At 39.8% G+C, this 16930-nt stretch carries 10 protein-coding genes; 6 read left to right on the top strand and 4 right to left on the bottom strand.

Annotated elements, in window-relative coordinates:
- Window positions 1–69: 69 nt before the first annotated feature.
- Entirely contained in the window at window positions 70–2475 is a 2406-nt protein-coding gene (locus FZF08_RS02430) for an outer membrane beta-barrel family protein (RefSeq protein WP_159467012.1), read from the bottom strand.
- Between the two features lie 821 nt (window positions 2476–3296).
- Here FZF08_RS02430 and FZF08_RS02435 point away from each other — a divergent pair.
- Window positions 3297–5528 (top strand): bifunctional alpha,alpha-trehalose-phosphate synthase (UDP-forming)/trehalose-phosphatase, encoded by a 2232-nt coding sequence (locus FZF08_RS02435; protein WP_159467013.1) that lies wholly within the window; start codon window positions 3297–3299, stop codon window positions 5526–5528.
- 102 nt (window positions 5529–5630) lie between these two features.
- Window positions 5631–7367 carry an APC family permease gene (locus tag FZF08_RS02440; protein WP_159467014.1) on the top strand — a complete coding sequence of 579 codons (1737 nt, stop codon included), beginning with the start codon at window positions 5631–5633 and terminating at the stop codon, window positions 7365–7367.
- A 6-nt stretch (window positions 7368–7373) separates the two neighbouring features.
- Here FZF08_RS02440 and FZF08_RS02445 read toward each other — a convergent pair whose 3' ends face one another.
- Window positions 7374–8795 (bottom strand): sodium:alanine symporter family protein, encoded by a 1422-nt coding sequence (locus tag FZF08_RS02445; RefSeq protein WP_159467015.1) that lies wholly within the window; start codon window positions 8793–8795, stop codon window positions 7374–7376.
- Window positions 8796–9073: 278 nt separating this feature from the next.
- Here FZF08_RS02445 and nhaA point away from each other — a divergent pair, with 278 nt between their 5' ends.
- The 3 genes from nhaA to FZF08_RS02460 all read left to right on the top strand — a co-directional run bounded on the left by nhaA (window position 9074) and on the right by FZF08_RS02460 (window position 11942).
- Complete coding sequence (gene nhaA / locus FZF08_RS02450) at window positions 9074–10402, top strand: Na+/H+ antiporter NhaA (protein WP_159467016.1); 1329 nt, start codon at window positions 9074–9076, stop codon at window positions 10400–10402.
- A gap of 12 nt (window positions 10403–10414) precedes the next feature.
- Window positions 10415–11734: a DUF389 domain-containing protein gene (locus FZF08_RS02455; protein WP_159467017.1), complete on the top strand. Its 1320-nt coding sequence runs from the start codon at window positions 10415–10417 to the stop codon at window positions 11732–11734.
- Window positions 11735–11801: 67 nt separating this feature from the next.
- Window positions 11802–11942, top strand: coding sequence for a hypothetical protein (locus FZF08_RS02460; RefSeq protein ID WP_159467018.1), 141 nt, complete (start codon window positions 11802–11804; stop codon window positions 11940–11942).
- A 165-nt stretch (window positions 11943–12107) separates the two neighbouring features.
- On the opposite strand, the gene FZF08_RS02465 is transcribed toward FZF08_RS02460, so the two are convergent.
- Together FZF08_RS02465 and rmuC are read right to left on the bottom strand one after the other, a co-directional pair.
- A complete protein-coding gene (locus FZF08_RS02465; protein WP_159467019.1) occupies window positions 12108–12680 on the bottom strand; it encodes a dihydrofolate reductase family protein in 573 nt (190 codons plus the stop codon).
- 184 nt (window positions 12681–12864) lie between these two features.
- Entirely contained in the window at window positions 12865–14577 is a 1713-nt protein-coding gene (gene rmuC / locus FZF08_RS02470) for a DNA recombination protein RmuC (protein WP_200837015.1), read from the bottom strand.
- A 740-nt stretch (window positions 14578–15317) separates the two neighbouring features.
- Between rmuC and FZF08_RS02475 the strand changes: the two genes are divergently transcribed.
- On the top strand, window positions 15318–16796 hold the full coding sequence (locus FZF08_RS02475) for a sigma-54 dependent transcriptional regulator (RefSeq protein WP_159467020.1): 1479 nt from the start codon (window positions 15318–15320) through the stop codon (window positions 16794–16796).
- The last annotated feature ends 134 nt before the right edge of the window (window positions 16797–16930 follow it).

Genomic DNA, 16930 nt, shown 5'->3' on the forward strand with positions numbered 1-16930 from the left:
AAAAGCCAAAATGTCAACCAAAACGAGGATTAAACACATTTATAGTAACAATTTTCAACAGCTGAAAACCTAGCTTTCATCGTCATCATTGTTATCGTTCATTTTCCCTGACTTCTCTTTTGAACTATTCAAACGGTATGAAAAGGTAACAAGAAACTGCCGTGCCCGCCATTGAAATTCAGATTTGGAATAGTAACCAGCATTCTCAATAATCCGGCGTTGTTTTCTGGAATTGAACAAATCTCTAACACTGGCGGTAACGGTCGCTCTTCCCTTTAAAACATCCCTTGAAAGGCCGAGATCAATAAAGTATTGCGCAAGATCGCGTCCCTGAGTGGTCTTCCGGGGTGCACGATAATTAAAAGCTGACTGAAAATCCAGATTATTGAATAGCGTAACTTTTGACGAAACCCTGCTTGTCCAGGAATAGGTATCACTTTTCAATATTTTATCCTGATAAACGCCCTCATTTATAGAACGGAAAACATTGGCGTTTGCCGTCCATTTCCACCAGGCAAAAGGATCATAACTTAAATTAAATTCAAAACCATACGAATCCCCTGTAGACAAATTAATGGGCGTTATTCTGGTAAACCCGGTAGAGTCCATCGAAGTAATACGTTCCACAACGCCTAACCGGTGCCGGTAATAAACGCTGGACAGCAGCGTTCCTTTTTCCATATTCAACAAATGACCTGCTTCAAAAGAATGGGTATACTCCGGATTAAGAAGAGGATTTCCGGCACGGAAAACACGGGAGTCGCTAAAATTTGAAAAAGGTAAAAGATCTCTGAAACTAGGACGGCTTAGTCTGTAACTGTAACTTAGCTGTAAAGTTTGCATGTCTTCCAGCTTGTAAGACAAATGCAGACTGGGAAACAGATTGAAATATCTGCGGTGGTTTACAATGTTTGTCTTTTTTAGTTCAGAAAGTATGTCCGAATACTCTCCCCGGAGACCGGCCTGAACAAAAAACTTACCAAACTCATTGCTCGCCATTAAATATCCAGCGTGTATCTTCTCATCATAGGCCAAACGATTATCAAATTCCGGCAAAATGATCCAGTTCATTTCCTCGTTCTGTTGATGAACCGAAAAGTCATTGTCCAGCATTCTGATTGAGCTTTTTAATCCTGTCTCGAATTTTCCGCTTTTTCCAAAAGGATGAATATAATCCAGCTGAAAAAGTATATTTTTTTCATCTTCGGTGTTAAAAGAACGTTGTGCGATGCTGTATTCCTCTCCCAGTGTACTTTCATTGTATTTCGAAGCTTCGGTTTCATCGCTCAAAATATATTTGGCTGTAAGGGCCAGGCTTTGCCCCTTTCGCTCAAAAGTCTTGTTATAATTAAGCGCAGCTTCAAAATTGGCTCGAGGCTCCTTTTCGAGCTCGGTCCTTATCACTGTTTTTGTCAAAGTGTTGTTAAAATCATAATCACGGTATTCCAGTGTCGTATTATTTTTGTTTCGGGACTTTCGGTATGATAAGGTTCCGGTTAAAGTATTTTGATCATTCAGAAAATAATCCATTCCAACAGAGAAACTGTTAGAATATCCGCCACGGTTTCTCCTGTTATCCTGTTCATAAACAAAACTCGTATCGGCACTGCTATACTCTTGTCTGGAGGTACCCCGGCCTGGACCGTTTCTGTATATGTTACCATAGTTGGCTGTAAGGTTAACTTTTTTCTTTCTGTAATTGATATTAAAGGATCCGCCGAAATTTGATGGATAACCCGCGGTACCGGTAAATGAACCATTCAGGCCATACCTTATATTTTTTTTCATTACTATATTAAGAATACCAACTTCGCCCTCGGCGTCGTATCTGGAAGAAGGATTGGTAATAATCTCAATGCTTTCGATCAAATCTCCGGGAATCATTTTCAGTGCATCCGCCGGGCTCATCCCAACCATCCCTGATTGTTTGCCATCAATAAGGATCCGAACGTTCTGGCTTCCGCGCAGGGCAACATTGCCGTCCACATCAACCGTTACTGATGGCATATTGTTCAGTATATCTGAAGCATTACTGCCAATATTGCTTAAATCCTTCCCTACATTAAAAACGCGCTTGTCGAGTTGCAGCTCCATCTGGCTTTTTTCACCCTTTACCAAAACTTCTTCCAACTCCTGTGCATTGGCCTTCATTACGATGACCCCCAGATTAACTCCTTGATTTTCAATTGAAATATCGGGAACAATTTTCTCATCAAGGGTCAAATATGTGACTTTTAGGAAATAATTTCCACGATCAGTCCCAATTACAAAATTCCCCTTTTCATCCGAAGTAGCTCCGCCAATGAGTGTAGAATCCGCTGAGGAATATAGGGCCACACTCGCAAAAAGTACAGGTTGCTTATTTGTTTCCACCAGCTTACCAGTAATGGAATAGGTTGTCAAAGGTTCTTGCTGTGCTCGTAAGAACGATAAATTGAATAAAAAGATTAGCAAGGTTAGTGAGGCGGTTTTCATAACAATGGAGTTTAAAAGCCATCTCCGGGATGCATGTTGCAGAGATGAAATTGGTAGAACACTCGTTAATACTAAACGGAAAAACTATGATGGATTTAATCTCTTTTTAATCCGTATTCTGGTTAAGTATTAAAATTTCATACCATTTATAAGACCAGGCATATTTCAAACCATTTTATTTTTGGTAAAATATCCGGAAAATTCTCCAATCCGATTAGTATAAAAAAACCAATATTATCCAAAATTAAAAATTCAGTTTACGTTCATTTATCAGTGAATAATTGCTTTCTATTAACACTTATTAACAGACAAAAACTTGAAAATACATAAAAAAAACGCTATATTTGATCTTAAATGAGTTTATATATCTTTTTCATATCTCTACTATATTTGCTGCAAGAGTATGATTTTTCAATGACTGATCAAAAAAATCAGCACCATGATAAAAATAGTTCTCCTTTACTTCTTCCTAGTGATTCATCTTCATAGATATTTTTCCAATGCCGCAAATGGGAATATCTCAGGTCGACCCAGTTTTATAAAATCAGAGGTTACATAAAGGTTATTTTTTAGAAAAATATGGTGTATCGCAAACGGTTTACACACCAAACATTTTGCAAAGAAAAAATCTCAAAATACCTTATAGCTTGAATCTGCCAGTTGGAGATATGAATAAAACTTAGGCAGTAAAAAGGACCAGAAACAGACCCCGACAGAAATTTACTCTTCGCTGGGCGGATGTTTGGAATAATATCGATATTGTTTCCAGAAAACGCCAATATTTTTTTCACAAAACGCGTCAAAAAAAAGGGCGCAAAAAAATGAATAAAAAAATAGAAAATCCACCTAGATTAATCATTGTAGCCTATCGATTACCTTTTAAAATTATTCACGAGAATGACAACGTAACATTCCAACAGAGTTCTGGCGGACTGGTTTCGGCAGTATTATCGCTCGTTGGTCAGCAAAAAGAATCTTTTTTTAACCCGGAAGAGAAAATCCAGTGGGTAGGTTTTACCGAAAACACAAAGGAAGAACTTGAAGGGCAATCCCTGGCCAACGAGTCTTTTCAGGCACACCCCGTTTTCCTTCCAGATGATATAAGAGAGAATTATTATGAAGGATTTTGTAACAATCTGATCTGGCCGCTTTGTCATTATTTCCCTTCCCTTGCACGATTCGACGACGCCTACTTTGGCGCCTATCAAACGGCAAATGAACTGTTCTTTGACAAACTCGCCGAGATTATTCAGCCTGGTGATGTGGTTTGGGTACAGGATTACCAGCTTATGCTGCTGCCGGAAATGATCCGAAAAAAATTCCCTGAAAACAAGATCGGTTTCTTTTTCCATATACCTTTTCCGTCTTATGAATTGTTCCGTTTACTACCTGTAAAATGGCGCAAGGCTATTATCGATGGAATGCTTGGTGCGGACGTGATCGGATTTCATACAAACGATTACGTCGAATATTTTCTGAAAGCAGCCAAACTCGTCTCTGGTTATGGAAATAAATTACACTACATCAATATGGGAAACCGGATCTTAAAGGTAGATTCTTTCCCCATCAGTATCGACTTCAATAAATTCAATTCTGCCTACGATGACCCCGAAGTCTCCTTTGCCCGTGGCAGTGCAAGGGAGTCCCTCATGGAAAAGATCATTTTTTCAGTAGACCGGCTTGATTATTCCAAAGGGATCCGCCACAGGCTACAGGGATTCAACAGATTTCTTGAACAATATCCGGAATGGCATGGAAGGGTTTCGTTTGTGATGGTGGTAGTTCCTTCCCGGGACACCATTGAGCAGTATCAGAATATGAAAATGGAAATTGACCAGACCGTAGGCCGCATCAATTCTGATTACGGCAATATTAACTGGCAACCTATTATATATCAGTACAGGTCAATGTCATACACAGAATTGGTGGGAATGTATTCCGCTAGTGACGTAGCGCTTGTCACCCCACTCCGCGATGGCATGAATCTGGTATGCAAAGAATATGTGGCAAGCCGGAAAGATGAGATGGGTGTATTGATATTGAGCGAAATGGCCGGTGCATCTGCCGAACTTGGCGAAGCACTCATCATAAATCCACTCGATAATCAGGATATCGCTGATGCCATAGATATGGCTTTCAAAATGTCTCCTGAAAACCAAACTAAACGAATGATTGCCATGCGTCAGCGAATCAAAGATTATGACGTTTTTGCATGGACAAAAGATTTCTTTACACAAATGAATATGCTTGAACAAGAACAAGAAAGACTAAGACAGGTATTTTTAACCAACAAAGGAATTGATGACATAAGAACAGCTTATGAGCGGAGTTCGAACAGAATTCTGTTTTTTGACTACGACGGAACACTCGCTCCGATCGTGCCGGATCCTTCTAAAGCCATTATATCAGAAGACATAAAAAATCTGATCCTTGGTATAGCCAAACGAGATACGGTAGTTATTATCAGTGGCCGCGACCGTAAATTCCTGGAAGATCGGTTTGGAGACCTGCCTGTGCATATTATTGCAGAACATGGTGCTATGACAAAGTCGGTAGATGCCAGTGAATGGACGATGAATGATGATTATGAAGAGGACTGGAAAGAAAGCATCAAGCCCATTCTTGATCTCTATGCCATCAGATGCCCCGGGGCGTTTGTAGAGACCAAAGAGACCTCGCTCGCCTGGCATTACAGGGTTGCAGATGATGCTGATTATGCGGACAGGCGCTCACGGGAGCTGATCTGGCAATTGAAAAACTTCATACAACCCGAATTAAAATTACAGGTTATTGACGGCAGCAAAGTCGTTGAGGTAAAGAAAACAGCCTTTAATAAAGGAACTGCCGCCAAAAGCCTTGCAGCGCAACGGAATTATGATTTTATTCTTGCGATCGGAGACGACACGACAGACGAAGATATGTTTGAAGCTTTGCCTGATACTGCCTTTACCATAAAGATTGGTGAAGACCTTTCTGCAGCCAGAAATCATATTAAAAATCAGGATGAAGTCTTTCACTTTTTAAACTTCATGACATCGTCGGTCGTTGAATAGCCCGTAAAGTAAAGTGCTCTGGTTAGCTCATATTTTTATACCTTTTTCTGGGCTCGATACACGATAACTTTCTAGCAATATGCCCTGAAAAGGCACACTTTTATGAAAACCCACAAAAAGCTGAATGAATTGGCGGCAACGGCCATTTGCGGAAATGACATCACCTCTTCGTGCTTGTACGTTTCTTCACTTACTATTATTTATGCCGGACAATATGCATGGCTGGCACTAATGATTGTGGCCCTGGTGCTGTTTTTATTTAGGAAAATATATGGAGAAGTGGTTGGAGCACTGCCTTTGAACGGCGGTGCCTACAACGTGCTACTGAATACAACAAGTAAGAGCAATGCATCCATTGCGGCTTGCCTTACGATTCTCTCGTATATGGCAACAGCAGTCATTTCTGCCAGTGAGGCTATGCATTACTTGCATGGGATTTTACCGTCACTACCGGTCATGCTCGCTACCGGAGGACTTATAACTGCTTTTCTTTTCCTGGTCATGTCAGGCATAAGCGAATCGTCGATTGTAGCTGTTGTTATTTTCATTTTGCACATCGTCGCCATGATCACATTGATTCTCAGCGCTGTTTGGTATGTAAGTGTGAACGGATTGGATATTGCTTACGCCAATTTCAAAATGCCCGCACATGGAAGTTTTACAACGGCTTTGTTTCTGGGGTTTAGCACAGCTATGCTCGGCATTTCGGGCTTTGAAAGTTCAGCCAATTTTGTGGAAGAGCAGGAACAGGGTGTTTTCAGAAAAACGTTGAGAAATATGTGGGCCGCCGTATCGATAATCAATCCGCTAATGGCGCTGGCCGCAGTTTCCGTTTTACCATTGACAGAAGTAGCTGTTAATCAAGAGGCTCTACTTTCTCACATGGGCAATATCACTGCCGGGCCTTGGTTAAGAACCTTTATTTCCGTTGATGCCGTACTCGTTTTAAGTGGCGCTTTACTGACATCCTATGTGGGCGTCAATGGTCTGATCAAAAGAATGACTCTTGACAGGATCCTTCCCCAGTTCCTGTTAAAAGAAAATTCAAGGGGAAGTTCTCCAAGAATACTTATCTTATTTTACCTGTTATGCCTATCTGTTCTGGTGATCACGCAAGGTCAACTTGGGCCACTGGCCGGGGTCTACACCATATCATTTCTGCTGGTGATGATTTATTTTGGTTTTGGAAATTTTCTTTTAAAGATTAAAAGAAGCCGTTTGCCAAGACCTGAAAAAGCTTCAATCCCAACTGTTGCCCTGGCAATTATCGCAGTAATGGTCGCCCTCTATGGGAACGTGATCATGCATGCCGAATATCTGATCGTTTTTCTGCAATACTTTTTACCATCCATCATTGTCATCTTCCTGCTTTTGAACAGAAATGAACTGTTGCAATACATGTTGATTTTTGTAGAAAGCTTTTTCACTTCGGTAAAAAGGCTAGCTACCTTAAGCAAATTGCATCTTACCAGAGCATTAAAGAAGTTAACAGAGCAAGAATTTGTCTATTTTACCAAAGGAGACGACATCTCAATTCTGAACAAAGTAATGATCTACGTTCAGGAAAACGAGATTACAAAAAAGCTAAAAATCGTCACGGTTTTAGCCGATGGCAGCCATGTTTCAGCAGACTTCCTGAGAGACCTGGACGTACTCGACCGCGCCTATCCGGATATCAAAATTGAATATATTCAGATACATGGAACATTCGGACCCCAGATTATTGAAAAATTGAGCGCGGAATGGAACATCCCCATCAATTTCATGTTTATCAGCTCACCCAGTGACCGGTTTTCTCACCACATTTCGGATTTGGGCGGAGTTAGGCTGATTATTTAAATTTTCTCAATTCCATTCTTCTGTATTTTCTATACCCAGCTTTTTGGCATTAAAAACAGGATCCTTACCCTCGCTCTTTTGCTGTTGGTAATCCCTAAGTGCCAGTAACGCCGGTTTTCTCAGCAACAGGATTGCAATAATATTTAACCAAGCCATAACGCCAACCCCAATGTCACCAAGAGTCCAGGCCAAAGCGGCCGTTTTTATTGAACCGTAAAAAGTTGCACCCATAATTAAAGCCCTGAGCACCCAAACCATCCATTTACTATCGTTGTCTTTCTGAAGATAACTGAGATTGGTTTCGGCTATATAATAATATGCCATGATGGTAGTGAAGGCAAAGAAAAGAAGTGCGACAGATACGAATTCACTTCCCAGAGACGGAAAATGAACGTTTATCGCCTCCTGTGTAAACTGTGAACCAATGGCCATCCCTTTGACATTCTCCACTAAAAAACCTCCCTCAGGGTTTACAACGTTGTATTTCCCAGTAAACAAGATCATTAATGCAGTAGCTGTACAAACAAATAAGGTGTCAACATAAACCGAAAACGCCTGAACCAATCCCTGTTTTGCCGGGTGACTTGCTTCCGCTGCGGCTGCGGCATGAGGTGCTGTTCCCTGTCCCGCTTCGTTGGAATAAATCCCCCTCTTGACACCCCAGGATACCGCCATTCCGAAAATCCCGGCAAACGCAGGCTCCATATCAAAAGCCGAACGAAAGATCAAACCAAAAATGGCTGGAACCTGTGTAATATTTAATGCAATGATTATCAAAGCCATGAGAATATAAGCTCCTGCCATAAATGGCACTACAAATTCGGCAACCTTACCAATTCTTTTTACGCCGCCAAAAATGATCAGCCCTAAAAAGACCGTTACCGCACCTCCCGTAATTTCAACCGGAATATCAAAAGCACTTTTGGCACTAATCGCAATACTATTACTTTGCACACCCGGCAAAAATAACGCCGTACTGAGAATGGTCGCTACCGCAAAAAGAGTAGCATACCACTTAATACCCAATCCCCTTTCAATATAGAAAGCAGGGCCTCCACGGTATTGACCGTCTTTTACTTCCTTATAGATTTGGCCCAACGTCGCTTCAATATACGCCGACGCGGCACCTAGAAATGCGATTGCCCACATCCAGAACACAGCACCCGGCCCACCCATGGCTATTGCAGTTGCCACTCCTGCAATATTTCCTGTGCCTACCCGCCCCGAAATCGCGATCGCAAATGCCTGAAAAGATGACACGCCTTTTTCCGAACCTTTGTTGCCAAAAAGCAGCGTTACCATATCTTTCAAATAACGGACTTGCACAAAACGGGTAACAATTGAAAAATAAATTCCTGTCCCTAAACAAAGAAGGATTAATGCATTGCTCCAGATAATATCATTAACGCTATTGACGATCTGCTCCATAAAGGGAATTAAAAAGATAGGATGTTTTAAATAATTCGGTATTTAATGAATAAAGAAAAGGAATATTCTCCAGTTCTTACCGAACATCCATCATAAATATCCGTATTTATACAAATAGTAAAATAAAATAGCATTTATGTAACAATCATAAAAATCAGGAGAAATTAATGATCGTTAAATATCCGCAATCAATATCCGTTTAGCTGAAATATGAAATAGACGAGTAAGTTTGCGTGTCTAGCCCTATCTTTGTTCTAAAATCATCTCGACTTTAACTTATGAATGACTCTCCGATAGACTATTTTCTCAAACCGGTCAGTAAATTTATTCACCAGGAATTTACAGGTGGGATCATCTTATTTATAAGTGTTTTGATCGCCATCATCTGGGTCAATTCTTCTTCTGGTGAATCCTATCACCATCTTTGGGAAACAAAACTTTCTATCGGTTTTCACAACTATGTAATGGATCATCCGCTGCATATCTGGATTAACGATGGATTGATGGCGCTTTTCTTCTTTGTGATCGGACTGGAATTGAAAAGGGAATTTATGACAGGAGAACTTTCTACCATAAAAAAGGCCTCCTTACCCATGATGGCAGCTCTGGGCGGTATGCTCGTACCTGCTCTGATCTATTTCATAATTAATAAAGACCTTGCTTCGGACCACGGCTGGGGAATTCCCATGGCTACCGATATTGCTTTTGCACTAGCCCTGCTTTCTATGGCAGGCAAACACATTCCCGGTTCAGTAAAAGTATTTCTTTCTGCACTTGCAGTTGCAGACGATCTTGGTGCCGTGCTGGTCATCGCTTTTTTTTATACGGCAAAAATAGCATTTACACCTTTGCTAATCGCCGGTGGATTCCTGATTGTTCTAACCATTGGTAATTTTTTAGGCATTCGCAGTACCCTTTTCTACCTGATCATGGGTCTGGCAGTGTGGGCGGGATTTTTGTTTTCAGGTGTACACGCAACCATTGCAGGCGTGCTTGTAGCTTTTACTATTCCGGCCCGTACCAAAATAAATGAGAACGATTATGCGAAAAATGTCAGAAAATACATTAGCTATTTTGAACAGGCTATTCCGCAAAATGGCTCACTGACCACCACAGAGCAGCATGTAACAATAGAAAAAATAAAGACACTAAGTCAGGATGCGGAAACACCATTACAAAAAATAGAATATGCATTGCATCCGTGGGTAGCATTTATAATCATGCCGCTATTTGCACTTGCCAATGCAGGAATGCACATCGGAAGCGACTTTTTTTCATCGCTGATCAATCCGGTTAGTTTTGGAATTGTTACCGGGCTGATCGTAGGAAAATTCGTTGGCGTATTGTTATTCACGTGGCTCATGGTCCGTTTTAAAATTTCCGAACTACCTCAGTCAGCGACCTGGCGTCATATTACTGGTGTGGCCGCACTTGCCGGTGTGGGGTTTACAATGTCTTTGTTCATAACAGGATTGGCTTTTAATTCCGACGAAATGGTCGACCAGGCCAAGTACGGAATACTCATTGCATCTGTCTTTGCCGGTTGTGCAGGCATTATCATTTTAAAAAACGTTAAGCCAGGATCTTCTACAGATTTCCAATCTTAAAATTTGAAGTAAATGGTACTCAACAAGCTGTTAAAACGGTTCGATATATCCACTGAACGGGAGGAATACACGACGATACACGATACCGTAGAAAGTGGGATTGAATTCAAGGGTACCAATCTTTGGATTCTGATCTTTGCCATTTTCATTGCCTCGGTTGGCCTTAATGTAAACTCAACCGCCGTGATTATCGGTGCCATGCTTATTTCACCCTTGATGGGCCCGATTTTGGGTATGGGATACAGCATAGCTACTTACGATTTTGCTTTGTTCAGAAAGGCATTTGTAAACTACTTTTTTGCAGTGATCGCAGGTCTTCTTACCTCTGCTGCCTATTTTTTTGTAACCCCCATTTATCAGGCGCATTCCGAGCTCCTTGCCAGAACACAACCCAGCATTTACGATGTGATTATCGCGCTCGTTGGTGGGCTGGCTGGCATTGTGGCCATATCAAGTAAACACAAAGGGAATGTAATTCCGGGAGTTGCCATTGCTACGGCATTGATGCCGCCCCTCTGCACGGCAGGTTACGGGCTTTCGAATGGTAACTGGCCGTTCTTTTTTGGTGCACTGTATCTGTTGACCATCAATACCGTTTTTATTGGAAGCGCTACTTTAATCACAGTTCGCCTTCTTAGATACCCCATCAGAAACAATGCGGATAAGGATCAAAAGAGAGCGGCGAACCGTTGGGTCACATTTATTGTCTTTCTAACGGCCATTCCAAGCTTCTACTATGGTTATTTACTCGTACAAAAGGAGAATTTCATTCAGAATGCCAATACTTATATTACCAATGAAAGTTATATTGAAGGAGATTTTCTTTTAAAAAATGAGCTTAATCCAGCTAAAAAAGAAATCAAACTGATCTACGGCGGTAAGATGATTGGTGAGGAGGATAAAAAACGCCTCTCCCAAAGAAAAAATATATACGGACTGCATGATGCCACCCTGATTATCCAACAAGGATTTTCGATTAGCGACGTGTCAAAAGATCTAACCCAAACCGAATTGTACCAGGCGGAAATCAACCGTCTCAAAAGCCAGCTTAGTGGCAGTATTCATAAACAGGACAGTATCTCTGCCATTAAAAAAATGGGCAGCCCACTTTACAACGAAATCCAACCGCTTTTCCCGGAAGTGAAATATTGCTCGGCTGATAAACAAGCTTTTTTTACAGAGTCAAAAGCTGTAAAACATTACACGGTCGTGGTGCTGGGCTCTACCAATCCTTCGAAGACAAAGCGTGACCTCACCAGGATCAACCGGTGGCTGCGCGTGCGTCTTAAAAGCGATTCGTTAAAGGTATATGTTGAAAAATCTACCTTCTAATAGTTATCAAAACTAGCTGATTATCAAGTGTTTATTCTTTATTAGACAAGCGATTCGAAATCTCTGAATGATGGGAAAAACCGATACTGGATCAGTATTAAATATTACAAAAATTTCCCGGAAAGGTGGTTCGACTTATACCTACATTCCCGAGATTTCACAAAGCAAAACCGCACGTTTTGGCTGGGTAAAAGTAAAAACGGTATAGACGATTTTGAAATTAATGATTTCCGCTAGATGCCAGCGGGAAACTGCACTTTGTTTTTTGCCGCTCAGATCCGAGATCAGGAAGAAAATAAAAAAACAGGCGGGGGCATGGTACTCCGTTCCAAGTTTGTCTGCCGAGCACTGGCCTACCGCCTTTATTAGTTTGTTATTGTCTGTCCACAAAATAATTCAGCTCAGTTACTCCGGAAGTAAATTGATGCGTATCTGAAAGTTTTAGTTTTATTTTGTCCTTGAAGCCTGTAAATAATGGAACACCTTGTCCGAGAATAATAGGATTAACAAATAGCCAGTAGCCGTCAATCAGGTTGTGTTGCATAAGTGCATGTGTAGCAGTCGGGCTGCCAAAAAGCAAGATCTCTCTACCTGCCTGCTGTTTTAGGTCATTGATACTTTCCGAAAGGTTATCGCTAATAATTTTGGTATTAGCCAGACCCTCGACCTGTATTGTTTTTGATAAAACAACTTTTTGAACTTTGCTGTACCACTTTGAGTGTTCAATGTCGTGCCTGGTCGCGGTCGGCATGTCGGCTGCGGTCGGCCAGTAACTTTCCATCATCTGATAAGTTACTCGGCCATACAACGCCGTGTCGCCTTCGCTTATACGCTTACCTACATAGTCAAAAATCTCTTCATCCACTTTAATCCAGTCCATTTCACCGTTCGGTCCCGATACAAAACCGTCAAGCGATACGTGCATAAATGAAATTATTTTTCTCATAAATTGAATTGTTGCTTATCGTTTGTATATGGTTTTTTTCAGTGACTGACTTTTTGACCTTGCCGAAGTGCGGGGAGTTAGATGCACAAATACTTAATTTAGCACACATTTACAATAGAATTCCAAATATTCCAATTAACGCTTCCGACCACATTTTAGGCAAACAATTGTTAGCAGTATGCATTTATTTTATGTCCGTTTCGTTAAACAACAAATTCTCTACTTCGTCTTCTAAGTCTATTGCGTCTTCGGAAATGTCGCTTTCAATTTTTAATTGTCTTTCACTTGTAGGTAATTCTTGCACATTTTTTAATTGTCTTTCAATTGCTCTAGTCCTGACACTTGCATTATCAATAGTGTTTGTCGCTTCTTGTAATTTTTTCTTTGTTTTTTCCAAAACAGTTCCAAATTTACCAAACTCGGTTTTAACTACTCCTAATATGTCCCAAACTTCACTACTTCGCTTTTCAATTGCCAAAGTTCTGAAACCCATTTGCAAACTATTTAGTAATGCACTCAATGTTGTCGGCCCTGTTATTGTGATTTTATAATTCTTTTGTAAAAGTTCAAAAAGTCCTGGTGTCCTTAAAACTTCTGCATATAAACTTTCAAAAGGTAAAAACATTATACCATATTCTGTTGTATGGGGTGGATCAATGTATTTTTCATTTATGTCTTTTGCATTTTTAATTATTGAATTTTTAAATGCTTTTCTTAATGTTTCTAATTTTATTGGGTCACCATCATCATAAGCATCTACAAGATTTTCATAATCTTCTTTTGGAAATTTGGAATCTATCGGCAACCATAATGTTTTATCTAAACTATTATTGTTAGGTAGCTTGATTGCAAATTCAACTACAACGCCACTTCCAACTTTGGTTTTTACATTTTTTTCGTATTGTTCGTTTGTAAGTAAGTCTTCAAGAATATTGGCTAATTGATATTCGCCCATAATTCCCCTTGACTTTACGTTTGTCATAACTTTTTTTATATCTCCAACGCTAATTGCAAGAGTTTGCATTTCACCTAATCCTTTGTGAACTAACTCTAATCTATCACTTATTAGAGTAAAAGAATCATTAAATCTTTTTTCAAGTGTTGTTTGAAGTTTTTCATCAACCGTTACTCTCATTTCCTCCAATTTCTTGTTATTGTCTTCTTGTAATATTTGTAGTTTTTGCTCAACGGTTTCTCTAATCTTGTCAAGTTTATTTTCGGTATCTGTTTTTGTTTGCTCTTGTTTTAATAATAAGTCATTAAATTTATTACGTTGTAATTCGTTAAATTCCTTTGCATTATTTGAAAATTTTTCCTCAAAAGATTTTAGCGAATTTGTCATTTCAGTTCGGTTCTCTTTTGCAGAATTAAGTAATAATTCATTTAATGATTTTGAACTTTCCGCAATATTTTGAACTATAAGAATTGTCTTTTCTTCATTAGATTTCAACGAATTAGTAAGTTCAGTTTTAGTTTCTTTTGATGAATCAGATAATTGTTGTTTAAACTCGTTTTGTTTTTCTTCATTTGTCCTAATTAGTTTTTCAAATTTTTCTTCATTGTTCTTTGTCATGTTTTGAAGGAAATTTGAAAAGGTTTCTAACTGTCCTTTTTGACTGTTTGATAAGTCATTAATTGTTTTTGAAATTTGTTCGCTGAAATTTTTTATTGAATTGCTTAATTCGTCTCTTGAATCTTTTGAACTTTTTTGGATTTCATCGCGACTACTTGAAAATTCATTTCTAATTAATGGGTCTATTTTAGAAACATCCAAATTTATCTTTGTTATTTCGTTTTTCAAATCTTCAGTGTTAAAACCGTTTTTTTTGAAAAGTATTAAATTTAGAAAGATTGATGAAACCAATCCAACTATTAGTAAAATTTCTGTCAATGGCATAAGTTTTCTATTTTGTTTTGATTAATTGCATTACTGCTAATGGTTTAGGCATTTATTTAGGCTTTAAATCATTGAACGTCAGGCTAGCCTTTTTAAATAGCCATTTGAAATACCCACGATGAGTTTTGTTAGTCAACAGCCTTGCACTTTACAAAGACATCATTACCTAACTCTACTCAATATTTAGATTAACCGGTTTCCCACGTCACGCAACTACTAACAAATAAGCCAATTGCACAGCCATTTCTTCAACAATTTTTTCGGAAATAAAAATATCCCCACCCACCATTTCCAATATCTTTTTACTTTTTGTCAGCCAGATTCTGTTAGTTTAAGGGTTCGTCGGTCATTCCAGTTGCAGTTCGCAGTTTTCCTTAGATTCGGCCAGGTAGCACTGTTGGCGGCAAGCCTCTTACAGATATACGCACATTTTCCGGTGTGGTATTGAACCAGTGGTTTGGCCTAGGAATGTTGATGGGATTTCTCTTTTTAAAATCTAAAAAGCCTTTTCACGCAAAAACAGATAAGTTTAGCGCAAAGTTCGCGAAGGGGTTCTCTTGCGTTTCCTTAGTAACGCAGTATCTGGAAAACGATTGGTTGTCTTATTATCGTATCAATAAATTCAATCTGCACTTTTCATAATTTCTACGAATCAAATTAAATTCACGATATTTCGAATATACTCCCGCAACGACGGAATTTGTTTCTAACAAACGAAATGCCATATCATCTTGAATTTTATGAAAAACGAATTAGCTGATAAAATAACAGGCACTATATTAATTGTTGACGACACACCCAACAACATCAGCATCCTTTTCGACTTTCTGACCAAATCTGGCTATAAAGTGCTCGTCGCCAACGATGGAAAAAGCGCGTTGGAGCAAGCCAGCTACGCTTTGCCCGATCTAATTCTGCTGGATGTGATGATGCCCGGTATCAGCGGATTTGAAACTTGCCGTCTGCTAAAAAACAATATGGCTACAAAGCACATTCCGGTTATTTTTATGACGGCACTGACCGAAACGGTTAACAAAGTGAACGGTTTCAATATGGGTGCAGTGGATTATATTACCAAGCCTTTCGAAATTCATGAAGTCCAGTCCAGGATCGGTACGCATCTCGCACTGGCCAACCTCCGGCAAAACCTGGAACAGATAGTTAATGACCGTACCGCCGATTTAAACGTGGCGTTAACCGAAGTTGAGCAGCTGAAAGATCAATTGCAGGCAGAAAATATATATCTCAAAGAAGAGATCAAACAATCCAAAAATCCGGATGATATCATCAGCCAAAGCAAGACTTTCCAAAAAGTGCTGACTAAAATCACTCAGGTTGCGCCTACAAACAGTACTGTGCTGATCACCGGAGAATCAGGCACGGGAAAGGAACTTCTGGCAAGAGCGGTACACAATTTAAGCAACAGAAAAAACCGTCCACTGATCAAACTCAATTGCGCTGCTCTTCCCGCGAGCCTGATCGAAAGTGAATTGTTTGGCCATGAAAAAGGATCCTTCACGGGTGCAACTGCACAAAAAAACGGGCGCTTTGAACTGGCAGACGGAGGGACACTTTTTCTGGATGAAATTGGCGAAATGCCACTGGAATTACAGGCCAAGCTACTTCGAGTTTTACAGGAAGGAGAATTTGAACGGGTTGGCAGTACCAAAACCTTAAAAGTAAATGTCAGGATCATTGCTGCGACAAACCGGGACCTGGAAAAAGAGATTACGGAACATCGTTTCCGGGAGGATCTCTACTACCGCCTCAATGTATTTCCGGTTTTCAGTATTCCATTAAGGGAAAGAAGAGAAGATATACCGCTGCTGGTAAGACATTTTTGCCAGAAACATGGAAAGGACCAGGGTAAAATCATTGACCAGATTCCTCAGAAAGTGATCGATGCGCTCAGCGAATATCATTGGCCTGGTAATATACGGGAATTGGAAAATGTAGTCGAAAGATCCATCATTATGTCTCCGGGTAAAACGTTGCTGCTCGACGACTGGTCTCCCCGCAAGCTTATGGTTACCGCCAAAGGCAGCCTGATGACCATGGAAGAATGCGAACGCGATCATATCATTTATATACTTACAAAAACCAATTGGAAAGTAAGCGGTAAGAACGGCGCAGCTGAAATCCTGGACATGGTACCAACAACGTTAGATTCAAGAATGCGAAAACTCGGCATCAAGCGGCCTTCTCAATTTCCATTTTAAAAGAGATTTTACGAAATATCGGAAATGAAAGTTTAAAGACAACTGGGTTAAATAAACATAAAAAGCTCATTAACAAATATTTAAATACAAAAATTATATTGGAATAACATTTGATTACTTATTCAAAAAAAGCA

This window comes from Dyadobacter sp. 3J3 (assembly GCF_009801115.1).
In the GTDB taxonomy this organism is placed as follows: domain Bacteria; phylum Bacteroidota; class Bacteroidia; order Cytophagales; family Spirosomataceae; genus Dyadobacter.

What these genes read in the sequence shown, in the direction of transcription:
- FZF08_RS02475 (WP_159467020.1), top strand. Translation starts at nt 15,318, where the DNA reads ATGAAAAACGAATTAGCTGATAAAATAACAGGCACTATATTAATTGTT.
- FZF08_RS02465 (WP_159467019.1), bottom strand. Translation starts at nt 12,680, where the DNA reads ATGAGAAAAATAATTTCATTTATGCACGTATCGCTTGACGGTTTTGTA.
- FZF08_RS02435 (WP_159467013.1), top strand. Translation starts at nt 3,297, where the DNA reads ATGAATAAAAAAATAGAAAATCCACCTAGATTAATCATTGTAGCCTAT.
- FZF08_RS02455 (WP_159467017.1), top strand. Translation starts at nt 10,415, where the DNA reads ATGGTACTCAACAAGCTGTTAAAACGGTTCGATATATCCACTGAACGG.
- nhaA (WP_159467016.1), top strand. Translation starts at nt 9,074, where the DNA reads ATGAATGACTCTCCGATAGACTATTTTCTCAAACCGGTCAGTAAATTT.
- rmuC (WP_200837015.1), bottom strand. Translation starts at nt 14,577, where the DNA reads ATGCCATTGACAGAAATTTTACTAATAGTTGGATTGGTTTCATCAATC.
- FZF08_RS02445 (WP_159467015.1), bottom strand. Translation starts at nt 8,795, where the DNA reads ATGGAGCAGATCGTCAATAGCGTTAATGATATTATCTGGAGCAATGCA.
- FZF08_RS02460 (WP_159467018.1), top strand. Translation starts at nt 11,802, where the DNA reads ATGATGGGAAAAACCGATACTGGATCAGTATTAAATATTACAAAAATT.
- FZF08_RS02440 (WP_159467014.1), top strand. Translation starts at nt 5,631, where the DNA reads ATGAAAACCCACAAAAAGCTGAATGAATTGGCGGCAACGGCCATTTGC.
- FZF08_RS02430 (WP_159467012.1), bottom strand. Translation starts at nt 2,475, where the DNA reads ATGAAAACCGCCTCACTAACCTTGCTAATCTTTTTATTCAATTTATCG.